14 protein-coding genes and 2 pseudogenes are annotated in these 17,231 nt (G+C 61.9%); 10 read left to right on the forward strand and 6 right to left on the reverse strand.

The window, feature by feature from the left end; genetic code table 11:
- Positions 1–270: 270 nt before the first annotated feature.
- On the reverse strand, positions 271–561 hold the full coding sequence (groES, locus tag ACYP5B_RS48240; protein WP_459574506.1) for a co-chaperone GroES: 291 nt from the start codon (positions 559–561) through the stop codon (positions 271–273).
- A 693-nt stretch (positions 562–1,254) separates the two neighbouring features.
- Between groES and ACYP5B_RS48245 the strand changes: the two genes are divergently transcribed.
- Together ACYP5B_RS48245 and ACYP5B_RS48250 are read left to right on the forward strand one after the other, a co-directional pair.
- Positions 1,255–1,845 carry a nuclease/transposase family protein gene (locus tag ACYP5B_RS48245; protein WP_459574508.1) on the forward strand — a complete coding sequence of 197 codons (591 nt, stop codon included), beginning with the start codon at positions 1,255–1,257 and terminating at the stop codon, positions 1,843–1,845.
- Positions 1,827–2,141 (forward strand): annotated as a pseudogene (locus tag ACYP5B_RS48250) (ProQ/FinO family protein); the annotation flags it as partial. The gene ACYP5B_RS48245 and the pseudogene ACYP5B_RS48250, both read left to right, overlap by 19 nt.
- A 113-nt stretch (positions 2,142–2,254) precedes the next feature.
- Here the strand turns inward: ACYP5B_RS48250 and ACYP5B_RS48255 are convergent.
- Together ACYP5B_RS48255 and ACYP5B_RS48260 are read right to left on the reverse strand one after the other, a co-directional pair.
- The gene (locus ACYP5B_RS48255; protein WP_459574509.1) at positions 2,255–2,443 is read right to left on the reverse strand and encodes a hypothetical protein; all 189 of its coding nucleotides are present in this window, start codon (positions 2,441–2,443) and stop codon (positions 2,255–2,257) included.
- 186 nt (positions 2,444–2,629) lie between these two features.
- Positions 2,630–3,769, reverse strand: a complete 1,140-nt coding sequence (locus ACYP5B_RS48260) for an RNA-guided endonuclease InsQ/TnpB family protein (RefSeq protein ID WP_459574511.1) — start codon at positions 3,767–3,769, stop codon at positions 2,630–2,632.
- A gap of 1,230 nt (positions 3,770–4,999) precedes the next feature.
- On the opposite strand from ACYP5B_RS48260, the gene ACYP5B_RS48265 reads away from it, so the two are divergent.
- From ACYP5B_RS48265 to ACYP5B_RS48285, 5 genes and pseudogenes are all read left to right on the forward strand, one after another.
- Positions 5,000–5,923 (forward strand): LysR family transcriptional regulator, encoded by a 924-nt coding sequence (locus ACYP5B_RS48265; RefSeq protein WP_459574513.1) that lies wholly within the window; start codon positions 5,000–5,002, stop codon positions 5,921–5,923.
- Between the two features lie 118 nt (positions 5,924–6,041).
- Positions 6,042–6,890: pseudogene (locus ACYP5B_RS48270) on the forward strand (hydroxymethylglutaryl-CoA lyase); the annotation flags it as partial.
- 120 nt (positions 6,891–7,010) lie between these two features.
- On the forward strand, positions 7,011–8,243 hold the full coding sequence (locus tag ACYP5B_RS48275) for a CaiB/BaiF CoA transferase family protein (protein ID WP_459574634.1): 1,233 nt from the start codon (positions 7,011–7,013) through the stop codon (positions 8,241–8,243).
- A 33-nt stretch (positions 8,244–8,276) separates the two neighbouring features.
- Entirely contained in the window at positions 8,277–8,801 is a 525-nt protein-coding gene (locus tag ACYP5B_RS48280) for a gamma carbonic anhydrase family protein (RefSeq protein WP_459574515.1), read from the forward strand.
- Positions 8,785–9,885 (forward strand): Bug family tripartite tricarboxylate transporter substrate binding protein, encoded by a 1,101-nt coding sequence (locus tag ACYP5B_RS48285; RefSeq protein WP_459574517.1) that lies wholly within the window; start codon positions 8,785–8,787, stop codon positions 9,883–9,885. Before ACYP5B_RS48280 ends, ACYP5B_RS48285 begins: the two co-directional genes overlap by 17 nt.
- Positions 9,886–10,567: 682 nt before the next feature.
- Here ACYP5B_RS48285 and ACYP5B_RS48290 read toward each other — a convergent pair.
- Positions 10,568–12,100, reverse strand: coding sequence for a sigma-54 interaction domain-containing protein (locus tag ACYP5B_RS48290; protein WP_459574519.1), 1,533 nt, complete (start codon positions 12,098–12,100; stop codon positions 10,568–10,570).
- Between the two features lie 299 nt (positions 12,101–12,399).
- On the opposite strand from ACYP5B_RS48290, the gene ACYP5B_RS48295 reads away from it, so the two are divergent.
- The 3 genes from ACYP5B_RS48295 to ACYP5B_RS48305 are packed head-to-tail and all read left to right on the forward strand — an operon-like array spanning position 12,400 to position 15,169.
- On the forward strand, positions 12,400–13,791 hold the full coding sequence (locus ACYP5B_RS48295) for a GntP family permease (RefSeq protein ID WP_459574520.1): 1,392 nt from the start codon (positions 12,400–12,402) through the stop codon (positions 13,789–13,791).
- A 10-nt stretch (positions 13,792–13,801) separates the two neighbouring features.
- Positions 13,802–14,578, forward strand: a complete 777-nt coding sequence (locus ACYP5B_RS48300) for a 3-hydroxybutyrate dehydrogenase (RefSeq protein ID WP_459574521.1) — start codon at positions 13,802–13,804, stop codon at positions 14,576–14,578.
- 57 nt (positions 14,579–14,635) lie between these two features.
- Positions 14,636–15,169, forward strand: a complete 534-nt coding sequence (locus ACYP5B_RS48305; protein ID WP_459574522.1) for a transposase — start codon at positions 14,636–14,638, stop codon at positions 15,167–15,169.
- Here ACYP5B_RS48305 and ACYP5B_RS48310 read toward each other — a convergent pair whose 3' ends face one another.
- Positions 15,170–15,790: a TetR family transcriptional regulator gene (locus tag ACYP5B_RS48310; RefSeq protein WP_459574523.1), complete on the reverse strand. Its 621-nt coding sequence runs from the start codon at positions 15,788–15,790 to the stop codon at positions 15,170–15,172.
- Between the two features lie 166 nt (positions 15,791–15,956).
- A complete protein-coding gene (locus ACYP5B_RS48315) occupies positions 15,957–17,228 on the reverse strand; it encodes an oxidoreductase (protein ID WP_459574524.1) in 1,272 nt (423 codons plus the stop codon).
- Positions 17,229–17,231 lie beyond the last annotated feature (3 nt).

Consider the following 17,231-nt stretch of genomic DNA (forward strand, 5'->3'; position numbering starts at 1 on the left):
GCCGTCCTTGGTCACGGTCGGGCCGCCGAAGCTGCGCTCCAACACCACGTTACGGCCCTTCGGGCCCAGGGTCACCTTAACGGCGTTGGCGAGGATGTTCACGCCTTCCACCATCTTGGCACGTGCGGCGTCGCCGAAAATTACGTCTTTTGCTGCCATGTCTTGAATCTCCGAATCTGGAAAGACCGTCGCGCGCCGTCTCTATATGAGAGATATGAGAGGGGGACGGTCGGGAATCTGGGGTATTTGTTTGGTGTGACGGGCGCCGGCTTACTTGTTGACCACCGCCATGATGTCTTCTTCGCGCATGACCAGCAGCTCCTGGCCATCCACCTTCACGGCTTGGCCGGCGTACTTGCCGAACAGCACGCGGTCGCCAACCTTGACATCCAGGGCAATGTTGTTGCCCTTGTCATCCTTCTTGCCGGGACCGACTGCCAGCACTTCGCCCTGGTCGGGCTTCTCGGCAGCATTGTCAGGAATCACGATACCGGACGAGGTCTTGGTTTCGTTGTCCAGACGCTTCACGATGACGCGGTCGTGCAAAGGACGCAGGTTCATATTGACTCCTAGATGCAAGGTGTATTTTTAATCACAATCAGCCAGCTACCGAGGCGACGGCCGTCTGAAATGTTCAGAGTGTCGCAAGGGGAGACGCTTGGCACTCTCCCCTGACGAGTGCTAATTATGGGGACGAGGTATGTCCATTTCAAGACATGAGTTGCGGAAAAACTAAGGCTTGTGTGCTGGCGTACAGCCGGAAGCTATCCCGCAATCGCGTTGATTTCGCATCTGTGGCGAGGCTCAGGGCGGCCAGGACGGACAGCGGGACCGACACTTGGACAGAGCGCGATAAGGACGTTGAATCTACGATGAGATTTGGCTGGGGAGATACAGAGGCCAGGACGTCGAGAAGCTCAAGCGGGGCGTCATGCTCGCAGTCATTGCTGCCTGAATAGCGTGTGCGCCCGCCAAGCGTCGTTCCTGGTTGCCCTCCCTCCGTCTTGTCAGCGCATCGCGCCCGCGGTCTTGGACCACTCGCATGCAAGTGCACGGCTCAAGGCCATCAGAGCGAGCTCGCCCTCAGTCAAGCCTCCCAGCTGCCAAGCCGCAAGCCACGGCCGCGGGCGCACAGGGCCACCGACAAACCCAGCAAGTAATCACCTGGTTGCGCGAGAAGCACCGGCCTTCAGGCCGGTGAGGGATAGCGCATCAAGGTGAAAACATGACCATATCGTCGAGCTATACGACGATATGGCTGAACTTCGCACCAACACCCTCAGACTGGCGCCCTCCCGAGAGGGAGAGGCGCTGCTGCGCGTGCTAGGCGAACGCGTATCGCGTTTGTGGAATGCAGCCAACTATCTCTGCCGGCAAGCATTCGTTGCCGGGAAGCCTATTCCAAGCTATGCGACGCTGTGCGCGCGTCTCCCAGTCGAATACAAGACTGACTATCGCGCGCTGCCGTCGGACATCGCACAGGAAACGCTCAAGAAACTGGCCGAGGCCTGGAAATCGTTCCGCGCGCTGCGCCAGGAATGGAAGGCGGGGCGCCTGAAGCACAAGCCCGGCCTGCCACGGTATCGCAAGGACCGCAAGCTCAAGTCCGAGCAGCGGCCCTTCGATTTCATCCCCATCAAGTCGGCACGCACCTATGATGTCGCCGATGCCTTCCGCCTGACCCTGCCAGCCGACCTTCGCTCGAAGGGCCGGCTCTCGATGAAGTATGTGGGTTGCGAACGGTATCGCGGAACGCGTAAGCGTGCTGAAGTGATGTGGGACAAGGCGCGTCAGCGCTGGTATCTGAAGTACGCAGTGGAAGTGGCCGACGGCGTTTTCCGCTAGCCTTTCCGAAGAACCCGGCACCCAAGGTGCCGCTCAAGATCGGCATCTTCGAGGATCTCGTCCCATGCGAGCAGGACCTCTCCCTGAGCGAGGCGGAATTGCGCGAGGCGATCCGCACCTGGTGCCGCGGCACCCGCTACTGGGCTTGCCTTATCGAAGGCGCATCGCGGGTGGATCTGGCCGGCGAGGAGGCCGGGCACGTCCGACCGGAGGATGCAAAGCGTGCGCAGCAACTGCAAGCGAGGCATACCCCCACGGCGCGATCCAAACCGTCGAAGACGTCGTCACCAAGCTGAATCGGCACGATAATCTCAGCAAGGCGGAAGGCGCGTCAGCAAGCCAAGCGAAGGGAATTTCCACACCGATCGAGGACCGCATCCGAGAATAACGCCCATCCTTTACGGCGTCTCTACTCCTCCAGCCGGGCATGCTGTTCCCTGGCCGCATCCTCGTCGATCTTGGCCGCATGGACCGCCGCCTGTTCGATCCAAGGTGCATGCGCCTTGGGAACGACCAGCATCGTCAACCCCAGTCCGTTCATCACACGCAGGGCGTGCTCCAGTTTGACGCCCTTGCCGTTCTCGAGCTTGGACAGCATGCCGACAGAGACACCGCAATTCCTCGCCGGCTGATCAATTGGCATCCCTTCCCCTGCCCGAGATGCTCGAATGCGGTCGCCCAGTTGGTGAATGGCGCAAATCGTCGAGCGCGACGGTGGCGGTCGCGCTCGCGGTGGCGGTGGCGGTCGCGGTCGCGGTCGCATCAATTGACGTCCTCGCCCGCCCTAAAGGGCGGGGATTCCTTCTACAAGACGGCCACGTCCGGCCGCGAAACTGGAAGATGTCGGGCCGCCTTGCAGCCCCGTGCCTACGGCACGGGCGAGCATCCCCTTGTTGAGGATGTTCTTTGCTGCGTTGACGTCACGGTCGTGCAGCGTGCCACAGAACTCGCATCTCCAGGTTCTTATTCCAAGACCTGCTGCACCTTTCGGGCCCGTGCGCGAATCGCAGCACGAACAGGTCTGGGTTGAATACCCTTCATCGACTTCCTCGAACCATACGCCGGCGTCTGCGCCCTTGTACTGCAGCATGGTCCGGAACGCACTCCAGCCCGCGTCGAGCACCGACTTTGCCAGTCGGGTCTGCGCTAGGGCGGACGCGTTCACGTTGCCGATGAAGATGGCACTGTACTCGTTCACGAGCCCAGTGCTAAGTTTATGAAGCGCGTCCTTGCGACGGGCCTTCACCTTGGCGTGAAGTGCGGCAACACGCTGCTTCTTGTTCGCGCGCTGGGCGGCAGCGATTGCCGGTTCCAGGTCGCGATGGAGGCGGTGGGCCTCAACCTTCAACCCATCGCTCGTAGCGAAGAAATCCTTCAGACCAAGGTCAATGCCAACCGCCTTCGTCTCTCGCGACATCGGCGGCTGTTTGCGCTGAACGGTGACATTCAGATACCATCGCCCGCGGCTGTCTTCGCTGAAGCAGCCAGTGCCCAGCTCATACTGTTGCAGGCCAAAGCTGTCCCACAATGAGAGTGGCTTGCCGCAGTACCAGACCTGCCCGCCCCTGTATCGCAAGGCCGAGGCCTTCACCGGAATCCAGCCGAGCGAGCGCCGTGTACCGGCTGACTTGCGCCACGCCAGGCGGCGTTTCTTGAACTGCCGGCGGCGTGTCACCAGCTCCTTGCTAATAGCCTGCACCGTTTGCGAGTGCAAAGACAGGCCTTGCTTCGCCGCGCCTGCCGTGTATCGGTCCAGCTCCGCACTGGAGCAAAATCGGCCTTCGCGCTCGAGGATTTTTAGGGACAGCTCATTCAAATAGTTCCACACGAAATTCACCTCCCGTGCTTGCGCACGCAGCAAAGCTGCATGCCGGTCTTTCAGGCGCAGGCGCAAGGTGCGAGTGGTGAAGTCCGTACTGGTCATGCATAGTATAGGCATACGCATGGCCCATGTTTTGTGTCGGGCCTTCAGGTTCGCGCTCGATGCGCTCTACATCTCCGGCCTAAAGGCCGGAGCTTTCCGCGCGCCTTGGTAATGGTCCCGGCGTGGAGGCCCGTCCCGTGAAGCAGGGCAGGCAAGCCAGCGCGGACGCTGCTGGCTATATTATTTCACGATAGTGAAGTTATTATCCTAATGCGATTGGCTGCCTTCTATGTCGAGGGGAACTGCCTCATGCCAGCCAGAGCTTGATGGTTGCGCTTGAAGCTCGCTTGGCACCTGGCATTACGCAATGCTAGCAAACGTATTGGGACCATCCTCTCTCACGTAAGTACTCGCTTTATATTTCTTCCTGCGTACTACGAGGTTTGACATGACGAATGATTCTAATCCATGACATGCTCGCGAACGTATACTCTCTTGTCACTCGTCGGCCGAGCACGAGCCGCCCGACGATAGGGCCGCCCTCCCCGCCTGAGAGGCTTCGGTGGTGACCGCCCCGTTGGTCGGCTAGATACGGCAGCGATGGGGGGATACTGGTCTCTGTGGGGGAAGAGTTGAGACGACCAGCACGCGGGCGAAGATAGCGCGTGACTCGAATGACTGTCGGAACCAGCCAAGCTATGGATGGTGGAAGGCTCCCCGCTCTATGTGTGCCAGGGGGCCTTTCGGCCGTCCCTAGCAACTCTAAAGGGAGGATATGTTTCTTTAAAAAAGGTTTGGAAATACTCAATTGAGGATAGTAGGTTATTCCAAATCTTACACATGTGTATGCCTCTATCCCCCGGAATAACCAAATGCTTACTTCGGTATTTGTTTGCAATGAAGGACGAGGCTAACTATACGTGTGCGTGAGGACCGCTTCGCGGTCGGGCAGCCAGGGCGGAGTATTGCTATTGTGATGCCGCCCGATATTCCCGCCGATTGCGTTGTGTGTTGCTTGCCCGTGCAGCGGTCCCTGGTAAGCACATAGGTCCGTCAGTCTACGGCTCCGTAGCCCCTCTTCGCCCCCCCTTCTCCTTGTCGCCCCGTCCGTGCCCCCCGCCCCGGCCTGTTGCCAGTTCTCGGCCAAAGCCGCCGGTCGCTTCCTGCCTGCAGGCCGGGGAGACCGCGCGCCGGGCTGACGCCATAGGGTGAATCCGGGCACTTCGCTCGGGTGTGGCAAAGTAACATACCGTAGATGCCAAACTCCACCCAATTCCGAGCCGTTTGTACATGTGGCAAGTTGATCCTACCTCTCTTCGCCTTTTTATCGCGGTTTGCGAAGAGGGCACCATCGCCCGCGCCAGCGAGCGAGAATTTATCGCCCCATCCGCGGTCAGCAAACGCATCGCCGATATTGAAGACGGCTTCCACACCCCTTTGCTAATCCGCAGTCAACGCGGCGTAACGCCAACGCCGGCGGGAGAAGCATTGCTGCGCCATGCACGCCAGATCATGCGCGACATTGAACGCCTGCATGCCGAGTTGGGCGAGTACGCCGACGGTGTGCGTGGTCATGTTCGCATGCTCGCCAACGTTTCTTCCATGGTTGAATTCCTGCCGGAGGAACTGACCAGCTTCCTCCAGCAGAACCCCGGCATCCAGGTGGACCTCGAGGAGCGCATCAGCCCTGATGTCGTCCGCAGCGTAGCGGAGGGTAATGCCGACCTCGGGATCTGCCGCAGTTATGTGGCAACCGGTGATCTCGAGACTATCCCCTATCGCGCAGATCATCTCGCCGTAGTGGTCAATGCGCATCATCCACTGGCCGCCAGCCACACATTGTGCTTTGAGGACACCCTTGATTACGATCAGCTTGGTCTCTCATCGACAAACTCGCTGCACACGTTGATGACCCGCCTCGCCGCCGAGAAAGGCCGCACCCTCCGAATCCGTACCCATGTATCGACGATAGACGGCGCCTACCGCCTAATCCAAGCCGGGCTGGGACTCGGCATCCTGCCGATTGAAGCCGTAGGGCGCTATGCTGAAATGTATGGCCTGCGCGCCATTCCCCTTAGTGACGCTTGGGCAACCGGCCAATTCGTGATATGCGTGCGCAATACAGATTCACTCTCGCTGGCAGCGCGCAAGCTGCTCGACCATTTGCTGGCACGCGTCCCCGTGCCTTGCTCCCCTCCCCCCTCCTTGCCCTGACCGGGCGGGATAGTCACCATCGCGAACCGCGATGGACTCGCTCGCCAACCACGTCTTTCCCCTAGTAGGCACCCCCGGTTAGCCTCGAGTCTCAAAGAAATGCATCAGGAGACTAGGCATGGCCGTTCAAGGAAACACCGTTGTCGTGAATGAAGTTGGTCTGCGCGACGGCTTGCAGGCTGTCGTGCGGACCATGCCGACGATTGGCAAGCAAAAGTGGATTGACGCCGCCTACGACGCAGGTGTACGGCATATGGAGGTGGCTTCCTTTGTATCGCCGAGGCTTCTGCCGCAGATGGCGGACGCAGCTGAAGTGATCGCGCACGCGCGCTCCCTGCCAGGGCTGGTGATTACGGCGCTCGTGCCCAATTTGCGCGGCGCAGAAATGGCAGTGACGGCTGGAGCGCACCGCATCGTTGTCCCGATCTCCGTCAGTATCGAACACAGCCTGGCCAATGTCCGCAAGACACCCCGGCAAATGATCGACGAATTCCGCAGCATACGTGAGTTGCTGGACGGCGATCCTCGCGGCGCTACAACGACTTTAATCGCCGGCTTGTCGACCGCATTTGGCTGCACGCGCCAGGGTCACGTCCCGACTGCCGACGTGTGCGAGATCACGCGACTGGCGGTCGCAGCCGGATGCGACATGCTCTCCCTGGGCGACACCACCGGCTACGCTACGCCGGGCCAGGTGGGGAGGCTCATCGACGCCGTGCGGGCAGTGGTGGGCGAGATGCCCATGGCCCTGCATTTCCACGACACGCTCGGCATGGGCCTGGCCAACACCATTGCTGCGATGCAGCACGGCATCCGCGAATTTGACGCCTCGCTCGCCGGGCTTGGCGGCTGCCCGGCTGCGCCGGGCGCATCGGGCAATGTCACGACCGAAGATCTGGTCTTCATGCTGGAAAGTATGGGGTATTCCACTGGGATCGACATTGGCCGGCTGGTCGCTTCTCGCGCTCTTCTGGAGGACTACCTACCAGGTGAGCCGTTGCACGGCCACATCGCGCGCAGCGGCCTTCCGAAGAACTTCGCAGACGTGTTGCACGACGAGGTAGCACGCGAGCCCGCGCCTAAACCGATGGTAGACACTGTGGCGGATCCCGCCAGGCTGCCGCTTGAGGGAATCCGTGTGGTTGAGATGTCGCACATGGTGATGGGACCCACTTGCGGGATGATCCTGGGCGACCTCGGTGCCGAGGTCATCAAGATCGAGCCGCCGCGGGGCGACGGTACGCGCCGCCTGCTTGGCGCCGGCGCGGGCTTCTTCCGCACCTTCAATCGCAACAAGAAAAGCTTATCGCTCGACCTAGATCAGCCGGCCGGTCGCGAGGCGCTGCAGCGACTTGTGGCTACCGCCGACGTCTTTATCGAGAACTTTAAGCCCGGCCGCATGGCCGAGTTGGGGCTTGACTACGCCACGCTACATCAAGAGAACCCGCGTTTGATCCATGTGTCGCACAAGGGATTCCTTAGCGGCCCTTACGAGGATAGGCTGGCGCTTGACGAGGTGGTGCAGATGATGGCCGGCCTAGCCTACATGACTGGACCAGTGGGCCGGCCGTTGCGTGCAGGCAGCTCGGTCAATGACATCATGGGTGGCATGTTCGGCGCCATTGGTGCCCTAGCCGCGCTCTACGCGCGCGAGCACAGCGGTGTCGGCAAGGAAGTCCAGAGCGCGCTGTTCGAGAACTGCGTTTTGCTATGCGCCCAGCATATGCAGCAGTTCGCCGTAACTGGCCGGCCCGCAGCGCCGATGCCGGAGCGTATCAACGCTTGGGCCGTGTACGACGTATTCCAGTTGGCCGGCGGCGAGCAAATGTTCTTGGCGGCGACTGGCGATGGCCAGTGGAAGTCGCTATGCGACTTGCTCGGACTCGGCGCTTTGCTGGCCGACGGGACCCTGGCGACCAACAATCAGCGTGTCCTAGCCCGTGAGCGCATCTTGCCCATCGTGGCAGGAGCCCTACGTGAGACCGATGTCACCACGCTGGCCTCGCGACTTGAGGCCGCCAAGATACCCTTTGCTGCCATCCGCCGGCCCGAGGAACTCTTTAACGATCCGCATCTACTCACCAGTGGCGGCCTCGCAGACCTGAAGCTAGACGATGGCTCCACTACGCCGATGCCGCTACTGCCGTTCTCCCTGGATGGCAGTCGTTTGCTGCCACGCCGGGCAATCCCGACGATTGGTGAGAACACCGGCGAGGTTCTACTCGGCCTCGGCTATAGCGAAGCGCAACTGCGCGAGCTTGTTGCTTCCGGTGTGGCAAAGCTGGGCGACGCGTCGGCTTGCACTGCCGATGCTGCCTGAGTTCACCATCCATCCAAAGGCAAGGAGACGAGCATGACAATCTACCGTTATGGCGACCACACGCCGACCATCCACGAAAGCTGCTACGTGGCCGACGCCGCTACAGTCCTCGGCAAGGTTACTCTACGTGAAGACAGCAGCATTTGGCCGCAAGCCGTGCTACGCGGAGACAACGAAATCATCGATATTGGCCCGGGCAGTAATGTACAGGAAGGCGCAGTTCTGCACACCGACGCAGGCTTTCCACTCACACTAGGAAGCCATGTGACAGTGGGGCATCAGGCCATGCTCCACGGCTGCACGGTGGGTGACGGCACCCTGATCGGCATCCAGGCCGTAGTGCTGAACGGAGTGGTTTTCGGCCGCAACTGCCTAGTTGGCGCTGGCGCGGTTGTCACCGAGGGGAAGGTCTTTCCGGACAACTCGCTAATACTGGGCGCCCCGGCCAAGGCCGTGAGGCAGCTTAGCGAGGCCGATATCGCAGGGCTGCGAGCGAATGCCCTCGACTACGTACAACGCGCCCGGCAGCACAAGACTAGCCTTGAGCGCATCGGCTAAACGATCGAACAACGCGTTGCAAACAGCGCTTTCCCTGGTGCTAGTACGGCAAGGGCAGCAGACCCTCATCAGCCTACAACAACTGCAAATGGAGACAACCATGCATCCCATCCTACTGCGAGCCACTGCGCGCGTTGCCGTCGCCTTTGCGTTGGCCTGCTGCACCTTGCCATCTCACGCCGCGGACAATTACCCAAGCAAGCCAATCAAGATGATCGTGCCGCATTCACCGGGCTCGACCGCAGACATGGTGGCCCGTACCGTTGCAGAGGGGCTGGGCAAGCGGCTGGGCCAACCCATCTATGTGGAGAACAACGCGGGTGCTGCCGGTATTCCCGGCACGCGGCAGCTAACCACTGCCGCCCCGGACGGATACACCATCGCCATCGTATCCTCGAACCACGCCACGAACCCTGGCCTCTATAAGCATCTTCCCTATGACTCGATCAAGGACATCACCCCAATATCCATCGTAGGTACCTCCCCAATGGTCATGGTGGTAGGTGGCAACTCCCCCTACAAAGCCGTGCAGGATCTCGTGGCCGCGGCTAAAGCCAAGCCTGGCGGTATCAGCTTCGGTTCTTCCGGTAAGGGCACCATATTGCATCTGGCCGCGGAGATGTTCCTCGACAAGACCGGGGTAAAAATGCTTCATGTGCCGTATCGTGGCGTCAACACCATGATGACTGACCTGATGGGCGGGCAGATCCAGATGGCGTTCCTAGGTATTCCTTCCGCACTGCCGCAGATCAAGGCAGGTAAGCTGGTTGCGCTGGGCGTCACCACCACGCGCCGCGCCGAGAGCTTACCAAACGTGCCGACGCTGGGGGAGGCCGGCGTCACGGACTACGACTATGAAGCCTGGGTGGCCTTAATCGGGCCAGCCGGCCTGCATCCTGCAATCACCGAAAGGCTACAAGCCGAAGTCGGAAAAGTGCTCGCGACACCTTCCGCCCGGGAAGCATTTAGTGCACAGGGCTTCGTGCCGGTAGGCAGCACACCTGCGGTCGCTTCGCAAGCAATCAAAAGCGAGATCAGCAAAAGTCTCATCCTGATCAAGCGCGCCTCCATTTCCGCCGAATAGTCCCGGCGGTTCCGGATTGAACCGCTACATCTTCCGCCGATGGCAATCAGTGCACTGGCGGAAGTGGTACAGGCACACAGGGGCGTAACCTGTATGGGGTTGTCGACGCAAGCATCGAGTATGTGAACAATCTATCCAGCGTAGCCCCGCGCTTTGTCGAATCGCTGCGGCACATCCACCGCGCCGTTGCAGCTTGCGCGCCCGGGCATCAAGTGCAGATGTTCACGCGCAAGTACGCTGCAAGTCGGCCCTGCTCCAACTTGTCGGGGCCGGACGTGGTTGCGAATCAGTGTTTGCCGCTCTAAATCTCGCAGTCGGAGCCGAAGGCGCAGAGCTGCAAGCCACTGTCCGCGGCCATTCGGCGCTCCGCGCCTTCGTCTGCGAGATATAGGGCTGTGGCAGTTGGCGTCGCAGCCGTCTTGCAGCAGGAATCCGGGTCCTTCATGGCCGAGATGACGTCAAAGTTCGAAGCTCTTCGCGCAATGCGAAGGCAGCCATAGTGCTCGGGGTAGGGGAATCCACGGAAATGCGATGTCTGCCCCGGCCTTCGGGACATTGGCAGTCAGGTTCATGCCGCCCGGAGTCAGCTTCTTCATTCCTGGTTGCCGCCGCGCCGCTAGCATATAGGGCGGTGTTAACTGTTGTCGGAACGGAGCTGCGAGGGTTACGGCGGGGGACTACTCTAGTCCGATGCGATCCTGGCCCGCTGCCTGGCTGCTGCCAGCTTCTTGTAGAACGCCGCCCGGCTGATGCCGACGCGGGCGGCAGCCTCGGCCACACGTCCGCCGCAGGCGTCGAGTGCTCGCAAGAGGTAGTCGGCTTCGAATGCAGCCATGGCGGCAGCGTATGATTGTGACGCCCGCAGGCGGTCTTGCGGCAAGTCGACTTCCGGCGAGCCCGGCGCCGCTGTCTGCAGCGGTGCCGCAACAGATGACGGCTGCGCTGCTGCGACGCAGGCGGCCGGCGCTGAAGTCCCCCGTCTGCCAAAGACCGGCGCTAGCGTGGCGGCGTCGATGGCGTCCTCGTCGCACAACATCACTACCCGTTCCAGCACATTGCGCAGCTCGCGCACATTGCCCGGCCAATCGTAGTTGGCCAGCATCTGCAGTGCATCCTCACCGAGCGTGGGTGCCTCTCTGCCTGCCTTCACGCAAAGCTCTTCGACAATGGCGTAGGCCATGGCCCGCAGGTCATGGCGGCGCTCGCGCAGGGGCGGCACTTCGATGGTGAGCACATTGAGGCGGTAGTAGAGATCGGGGCGGAACCTGCCCGAAGCCACCAGCGCGGGCAGGTCGGCTGAGGTGGCGGCGATGAAACGCACATCGGCGCGCATGATGCGGTTGGAGCCGAGTGGCTCGAATTCCTTGTCCTGCAACGCACGCAGTAGCTTGCTCTGCAGCGCGAGCGGCATGTCGCCCACTTCGTCAAGGAACAGCGTGCCACCGTGGGCTAGTTCGAACTTACCAACGCGCCCCTTGCGGTCCACGCCGGTATAGGCGCCTGGCGCCGCGCCGAAGAACTCGACTTCCAGTAACGTGTCGGGGATGGCCGCCACGTTCACTGTCACCAGCGGCTGCTCGGCCCGCGCGGACACTGCGTGGATCCCATGCGCCAGCAGCTCCTTGCCGGTGCCCGTCTCGCCCAACAGCAGCACTGGCGAATCGACCTGCGCCGCGCGCCGCGCCTGGCGTTTGGCTTCCTGCGCCGCCGGGCTGGCGCCAACGAAGCTGGCAAAGGTGTACTTGGCGCGGCGCGCCTGGTCGAGCGAACGCCGAGCCGCGGCCAATTCGGTCTGCATGCGCGAGTAGTGCGCGAAGAGCGGCGTCAGCGTCTTCAGCTCATCAAACAGCGCGAAACCGACCGCACCGATAGTCCGCCCGCTGTCGTCCTTGACCGGAAGCCGGGTGACGACCATCGGGTCGCGGTCGGTTTCCATCACGTCGAGGAAGATCGGCTTGCCGGTGGTGACCACCTCACGCATCAGGCTGTTCGGCACCACCTGCTCGCAGTCCAGGCCGATTGCGTCCTGCGGGTCGGAGAAGCCGAAGCGCGCGGCGTAGCGCTTGTTGATCCAGACCACGCGCGCATGCTCGTCGACGACGAACGTGCCTTCGCTGAAGTTCTCGAAGGTGCGAAACAGCGAATCCATTGCGCGGCGGGCGACGTCGTTGTAGTCGAGCAGCAAGGCGTTGCCGGGGGATGCGATGCGTTCCATAGGGCTGTCTACGAGCGGCTGCATATTCTCAAAATAGAGACATTAGTTTCTCACATTTTGGATTAGACGAACCGGCGCTCTGAAAGAGTCTCATAATCGAGATTTTGTTAGTGCTGCATGACGCATATTTCGTCCTTCGCCTGCCATATGGTTCCCGAGAGAGGCTGGCACGATATCTGCAGACGTTGCCCGCCCCTGGACGGATGGCGCTCACCGCAATCCGCCGCAGGAATATGCCATCGCCCCCGACAACCTCCGGGTCCGGAAGCGCTGGGTCAAGAACAATTTTCGGAGACCACATGTCTTTTGCCGTCGTCATTGGAGCCCTTGCGTTCCTGATGCTGGCCGCCTATCGCGGCTACAGCGTCATCCTCTTTGCCCCGCTCGCCGCCCTCGGCGCCGTGCTGCTGACCGACCCGTCGGCTGTGGCGCCGGTGTTCTCCGGCATCTTCATGGAGAAGATGGTCGGCTTCGTGAAGCTGTATTTTCCCGTCTTCCTGTTGGGCGCTGTGTTCGGCAAAGTGATCGAACTATCGGGCTTTTCCAAGTCGATCGTCGCGGCTGCGATCCGGTACATCGGACGCTCGCGCGCCAATGCGGTCATTGTGGCCGTTTGCGCGCTGCTGACTTATGGCGGCGTGTCGCTGTTCGTGGTCGTGTTCGCCGTGTACCCCTTCGCGGCCGAGCTGTACCGCCAGAGCAATATTCCCAAGCGGCTGATGCCGGGCGCGATCGCGCTAGGCGCCTTCTCTTTCACGATGGATTCACTGCCGGGCACGCCGCAGATCCAGAACATCATCCCGACTACGTTCTTCAAGACCACTTCGTGGGCCGCACCGGCGCTAGGCGTGATGGGCTCACTCTTCATCATCATCGTGGGTCTGTCGTACCTGGAGTGGCGCCGCCGCGCCGCAGCAGCGGCCGGCGAGGGCTACGGCACCGAGCTGCTGAACGAACCGCAGCGTGTGGAGGGCACCAAGTTGCCGCCGGCGCTGTTGGCAATCCTGCCGCTGGTGGTGGTGGGCGTGTCGAACTTCTGGCTGACGCGGATGATTCCCCAGTGGTACGGCGCCACGAACACGGTGACGCTGCCGGGCCTGTCCAGGCCGGTGGAAACCAAGATCGCCAGCGTCACGGCCATCTGGGCTGTGGAAGCGGCACTGCTGCTAGGCATCCTGGTGGTGCTAGTCACCGCCTTCGGCGCGGTACGAGAGCGCTTTGCCGACGGGACCAAGACCGCCGTCGGCGGCGCGTTGCTGGCGTCAATGAACACTGCGGCGGAATACGGCTTCGGTGGCGTGATCGCCGCCTTGCCCGGCTTCTTGCTGGTCAGCGACGCGCTGCGAGGCATCCCCAACCCACTGGTCAACGCCGCGGTGTCAGTCAGTTCGCTGGCCGGCATCACCGGATCGGCGTCGGGCGGCATGAGCATCGCGCTGGCGGCCATGTCCGATAGCTTCATCCTGGGCGCGCAAGCGGCGCAGATTCCGCTGGACGTGCTGCACCGCGTGGTGTCGATGGCCAGCGGCGGCATGGACACGCTGCCTCACAACGGAGCCGTGATCACGCTACTTGCAGTCACAGGCCTGACGCACCGCCAGTCGTACCGCGACATCTTCGCCATCACCCTGATCAAGACGGCAGCCGTCTTCTTCGTAATCACGATGTTCTACATGACCGGGTTAGTGTAAGGAGAAAGCAATGACCGACCTGAAAGGAAAGACCGCCCTCATCACCGGCTCGACCAGCGGCATCGGCCTGGGAATTGCCCGGACGCTGGCCGATGCCGGCGCCAATATCGTGCTGAACGGCTACGGTGACGTGGCCGGCGCGCTGTCCACCGTGCAATCCAGCGGCGCAGCCGCCATCCACCACCCCGCCGACATGCGCCAACCCCAGCAAATTGAGGCCATGGTGCACGCGGCTGCCGAACGCTTCGGCGGCGTCGACATTCTGGTCAACAATGCCGGCATCCAGCACGTCGCGCCGGTCGAATCGTTTCCGCCCGATTCGTGGGACGCCATCTTGGCGATCAACCTGACGTCGAGCTTCCATACCATCCGCCATGCATTGCCCGGTATGCGCGCGCGCGGCTGGGGGCGGATCGTCAATATCGCGTCGGTGCACGGGCTGGTTGGCTCCGCCGGCAAGTCGGCCTATGTGGCCGCCAAGCACGGACTGGTTGGACTGACCAAGGTGACGGCGCTGGAGACGGCGCGCACAGGCATCACCTGCAACGCGATCTGTCCCGGCTTCGTGCTGACGCCGCTGGTCGCACAGCAGATCGCCGACATCGCGGCTAGGGATGACATTTCGAGGAATGCCGCGCAGCAGCGCCTGCTCGCGGAGAAGCAACCGTCAGGACAGTTTGTCACGCCGGAGCAACTCGGCAATTTGGTGCTGACGCTGTGCTCGCCGCTTGGCGCAGAAATCCGCGGTGCAGCGCTGGCGATGGATGGAGGGTGGACGGCGCAGTAGGAAGCGCTAGCTTCCTACTGCTGCTGCGCTCGATAGCGCCGGCGCCACGTGAACAGCATGTTTGCGTTAATGCCTGCTGACCAATGTCCCGCCGCCCATCTAACGGCCGAGGCGGTCGCCCGGCTATACCGGCGACGCTGGAGCATCGAGAATCTGTTTCAGCGGCTGGAATCGGTGCTCAACAGTGAGATTCGCTCGTTGAGCCAATCGCGCGCGGCGCTGCCGGCCTTCGGCGTGGCGGCGCTCGCGTATAACGTACTGAGCGTGATTGCTAGTGCGGTGAGAATCCGGCATGAGCTGGATACCAGCGACATCGAGCTCTCACCGTATTACCTCGCCAGCGAGATCCGGGCAACGTATGCCGGCATGATGATCGCGGTGCCGCCCGAGGTGTGGCAGGCCTATGATCTCCTCACCCCAGCTCAGCTCGGTCGCGAGTTGATCACCATGGCGACGCACGTTGATCCCCGCGCGATGCGCAAACATGCGCGGGGACCGAAAGCGCCGAAGAAGAAAGGCTATGTGGCCGGATGCGTAGCACGGCGGCATGTTTCTACCGCCCGTGTCATCAAGGCTGGACGTGTCGTCTAATCACCTTGAAAGGAGTGACTGTAACGCCCCAACCAGAGCAACCGTCTTGCCCGCCAGTTCGCCCGCTCGCGCGGCCAGGTCAAAGCTCGGCTCTAAGAGCCAGCTTTCCACGATCCCGAACACATAGGCCTCATAGGCAAACGCCGCCGTCGGTATATTGGTCTCCGCTGGCAACAGCCGCGCAGCGATGGCGTGCTCAAGGCAGCCGCCGGCATGGTTGCGCAACCGGACGCTGAGCGCGATGCGCTGGTCGCGGATGATATCGGGACCGCCATGCCGGCCCCATTTGAAGAGCAGCGCGCTGATATTCAGAGCGTCGCCCCGCCCGGCCACGGTGCGAAACAGGGACTCGGCAGTAGCCACCATCGCCTGGAGCGGCGAGGAAGGCGAGCCCGTCGAAAAGGCTTCCTCGAAAGCCTCCGCGGCATCGTGGCACACGCTCTCCAGCAACCTTTGCTTGCTCTCGAAGTGCCAGTACACAGCGCCTCGGGTCACTCCTGCAAGGCGGGCGATTGCCTCCAACGTAGTATCTGCATAACCTGCGGAGCAGAACATTTGCACAGCGGCGCACATAATGGTCAGCCGGGTCTGATCCGCCTCCAGAGCTGTCCGCCTCGCCATTAGTCGATCCCCGTGTTATGCCACGAGCGCAATGAGACCGAGCGGCGCCCCTCGGCAAGCAGCGCGGTACTGATGCCGGCCTTGTAGAGACCTCGGCCGCCCCGCGCAGGGGCGAGCACCCAGGCCCGCTTGGCGAACATATGAAGGCCCACTTCGTCCGCGTTGATTATTTTTGGGCCATGCGAACCAGCTTGTCGGCCAATGTCATCAGCGTCCGGTTGCCGGTGGCCCACACGATTGCGTTCTGGACGAGGCTGGATCGCGTGGCGCCGGTATCCTCGCGGCCCATCTCCGGATTCTTATGGCAAGCGACCGGGACGTTGAGGATTAGCCGGCGTAGGCAAGAATTTGCGTGGTCACACCACACGATTTCCCGCTCGCGTCCCTCGGCAACTTTCACGGCGTAGTCCGGGTCAGCCAGCATCTGCCGGGCGAGCATGCTTGCGTCGACATGCCCGGCCTCGATAGCCTCGGCGGCCTGCTTCGGATCGGGCGTGCTGGAAAGGAACAGCCGAACATCCCTGCCCACCGCCTTGCGGAAAGCCTGCGGCTCGCCGTGCGCGAGCATGTTGCCAGAGATGCTCGTGACGTTCTCACCCATGGACTCATAGTTGCCTTCGCTGAGCGAAATGAAATCCACGCCGGCCTTGACGATGTGCGCGGCCACCTCCGCGAAGCCTTGCGGCCCCTGACCATCGGGCATGTGATCATTAACGCTCATGCGAATGCCGACCGGATAATCGGGGCCGACCTCCGCACGCACCGCGGCGACCACGTCGTGCAGCGCCCGGGCGCGGTTCTCGGCCGAGCCTCCATATTCATCCGTGCGCTGGTTTGCGAGCGGCGAAAGGAACGATGAGTAGAAATAGCACATGTGCGCGCCAATCTCGACTCCGTCGAAGCCTGCCGCCTTGGCACGGCGCGCCGCGGAGACGACCGCAGCTTCCAGTTCCTTAATCTCACCGATCGTGGCCTCTTTGGGCAGCGGCGTGACGCGGCCGCCCGGAATATAGAGGTTTTCTGGCAGGCTGCCCGCCCCCATGTCGACCGGCTTCGGGCTCGCCGACGATATCCAGTTGCCGTTGCGGGGCACACCCATGCGGCCGAAGCTCGGGAAGAGCTGCGCGAAGACCGGTGTGCCGTACGCATGCACGGCATCCGTGAGTTGCTTGAGGTCGGGGATAAATTCGTCCTTGTCATAGCGGATGTTCGGGGAGAACGGTGACTCGTTCCACGCCCGTTCGCTCGCCACCGAGCCGCCGACAATGATAAGGCCCACGCCACCCTTGGCGCGTCGCGTCAGAAACGCAAGGGTCTGGTCGCTGGGCCGGCCGTCTGCAGTCGGGCGCAGCACCGCCATCGGCCCGAGGATGATGCGGTTCTTGATTTCCAGGTTGTTGATCTTGAGGGGGCTTGCAAGCACATTGGCCTTTGTCATCGT

This window comes from Cupriavidus sp. 8B, from assembly GCF_054589115.1.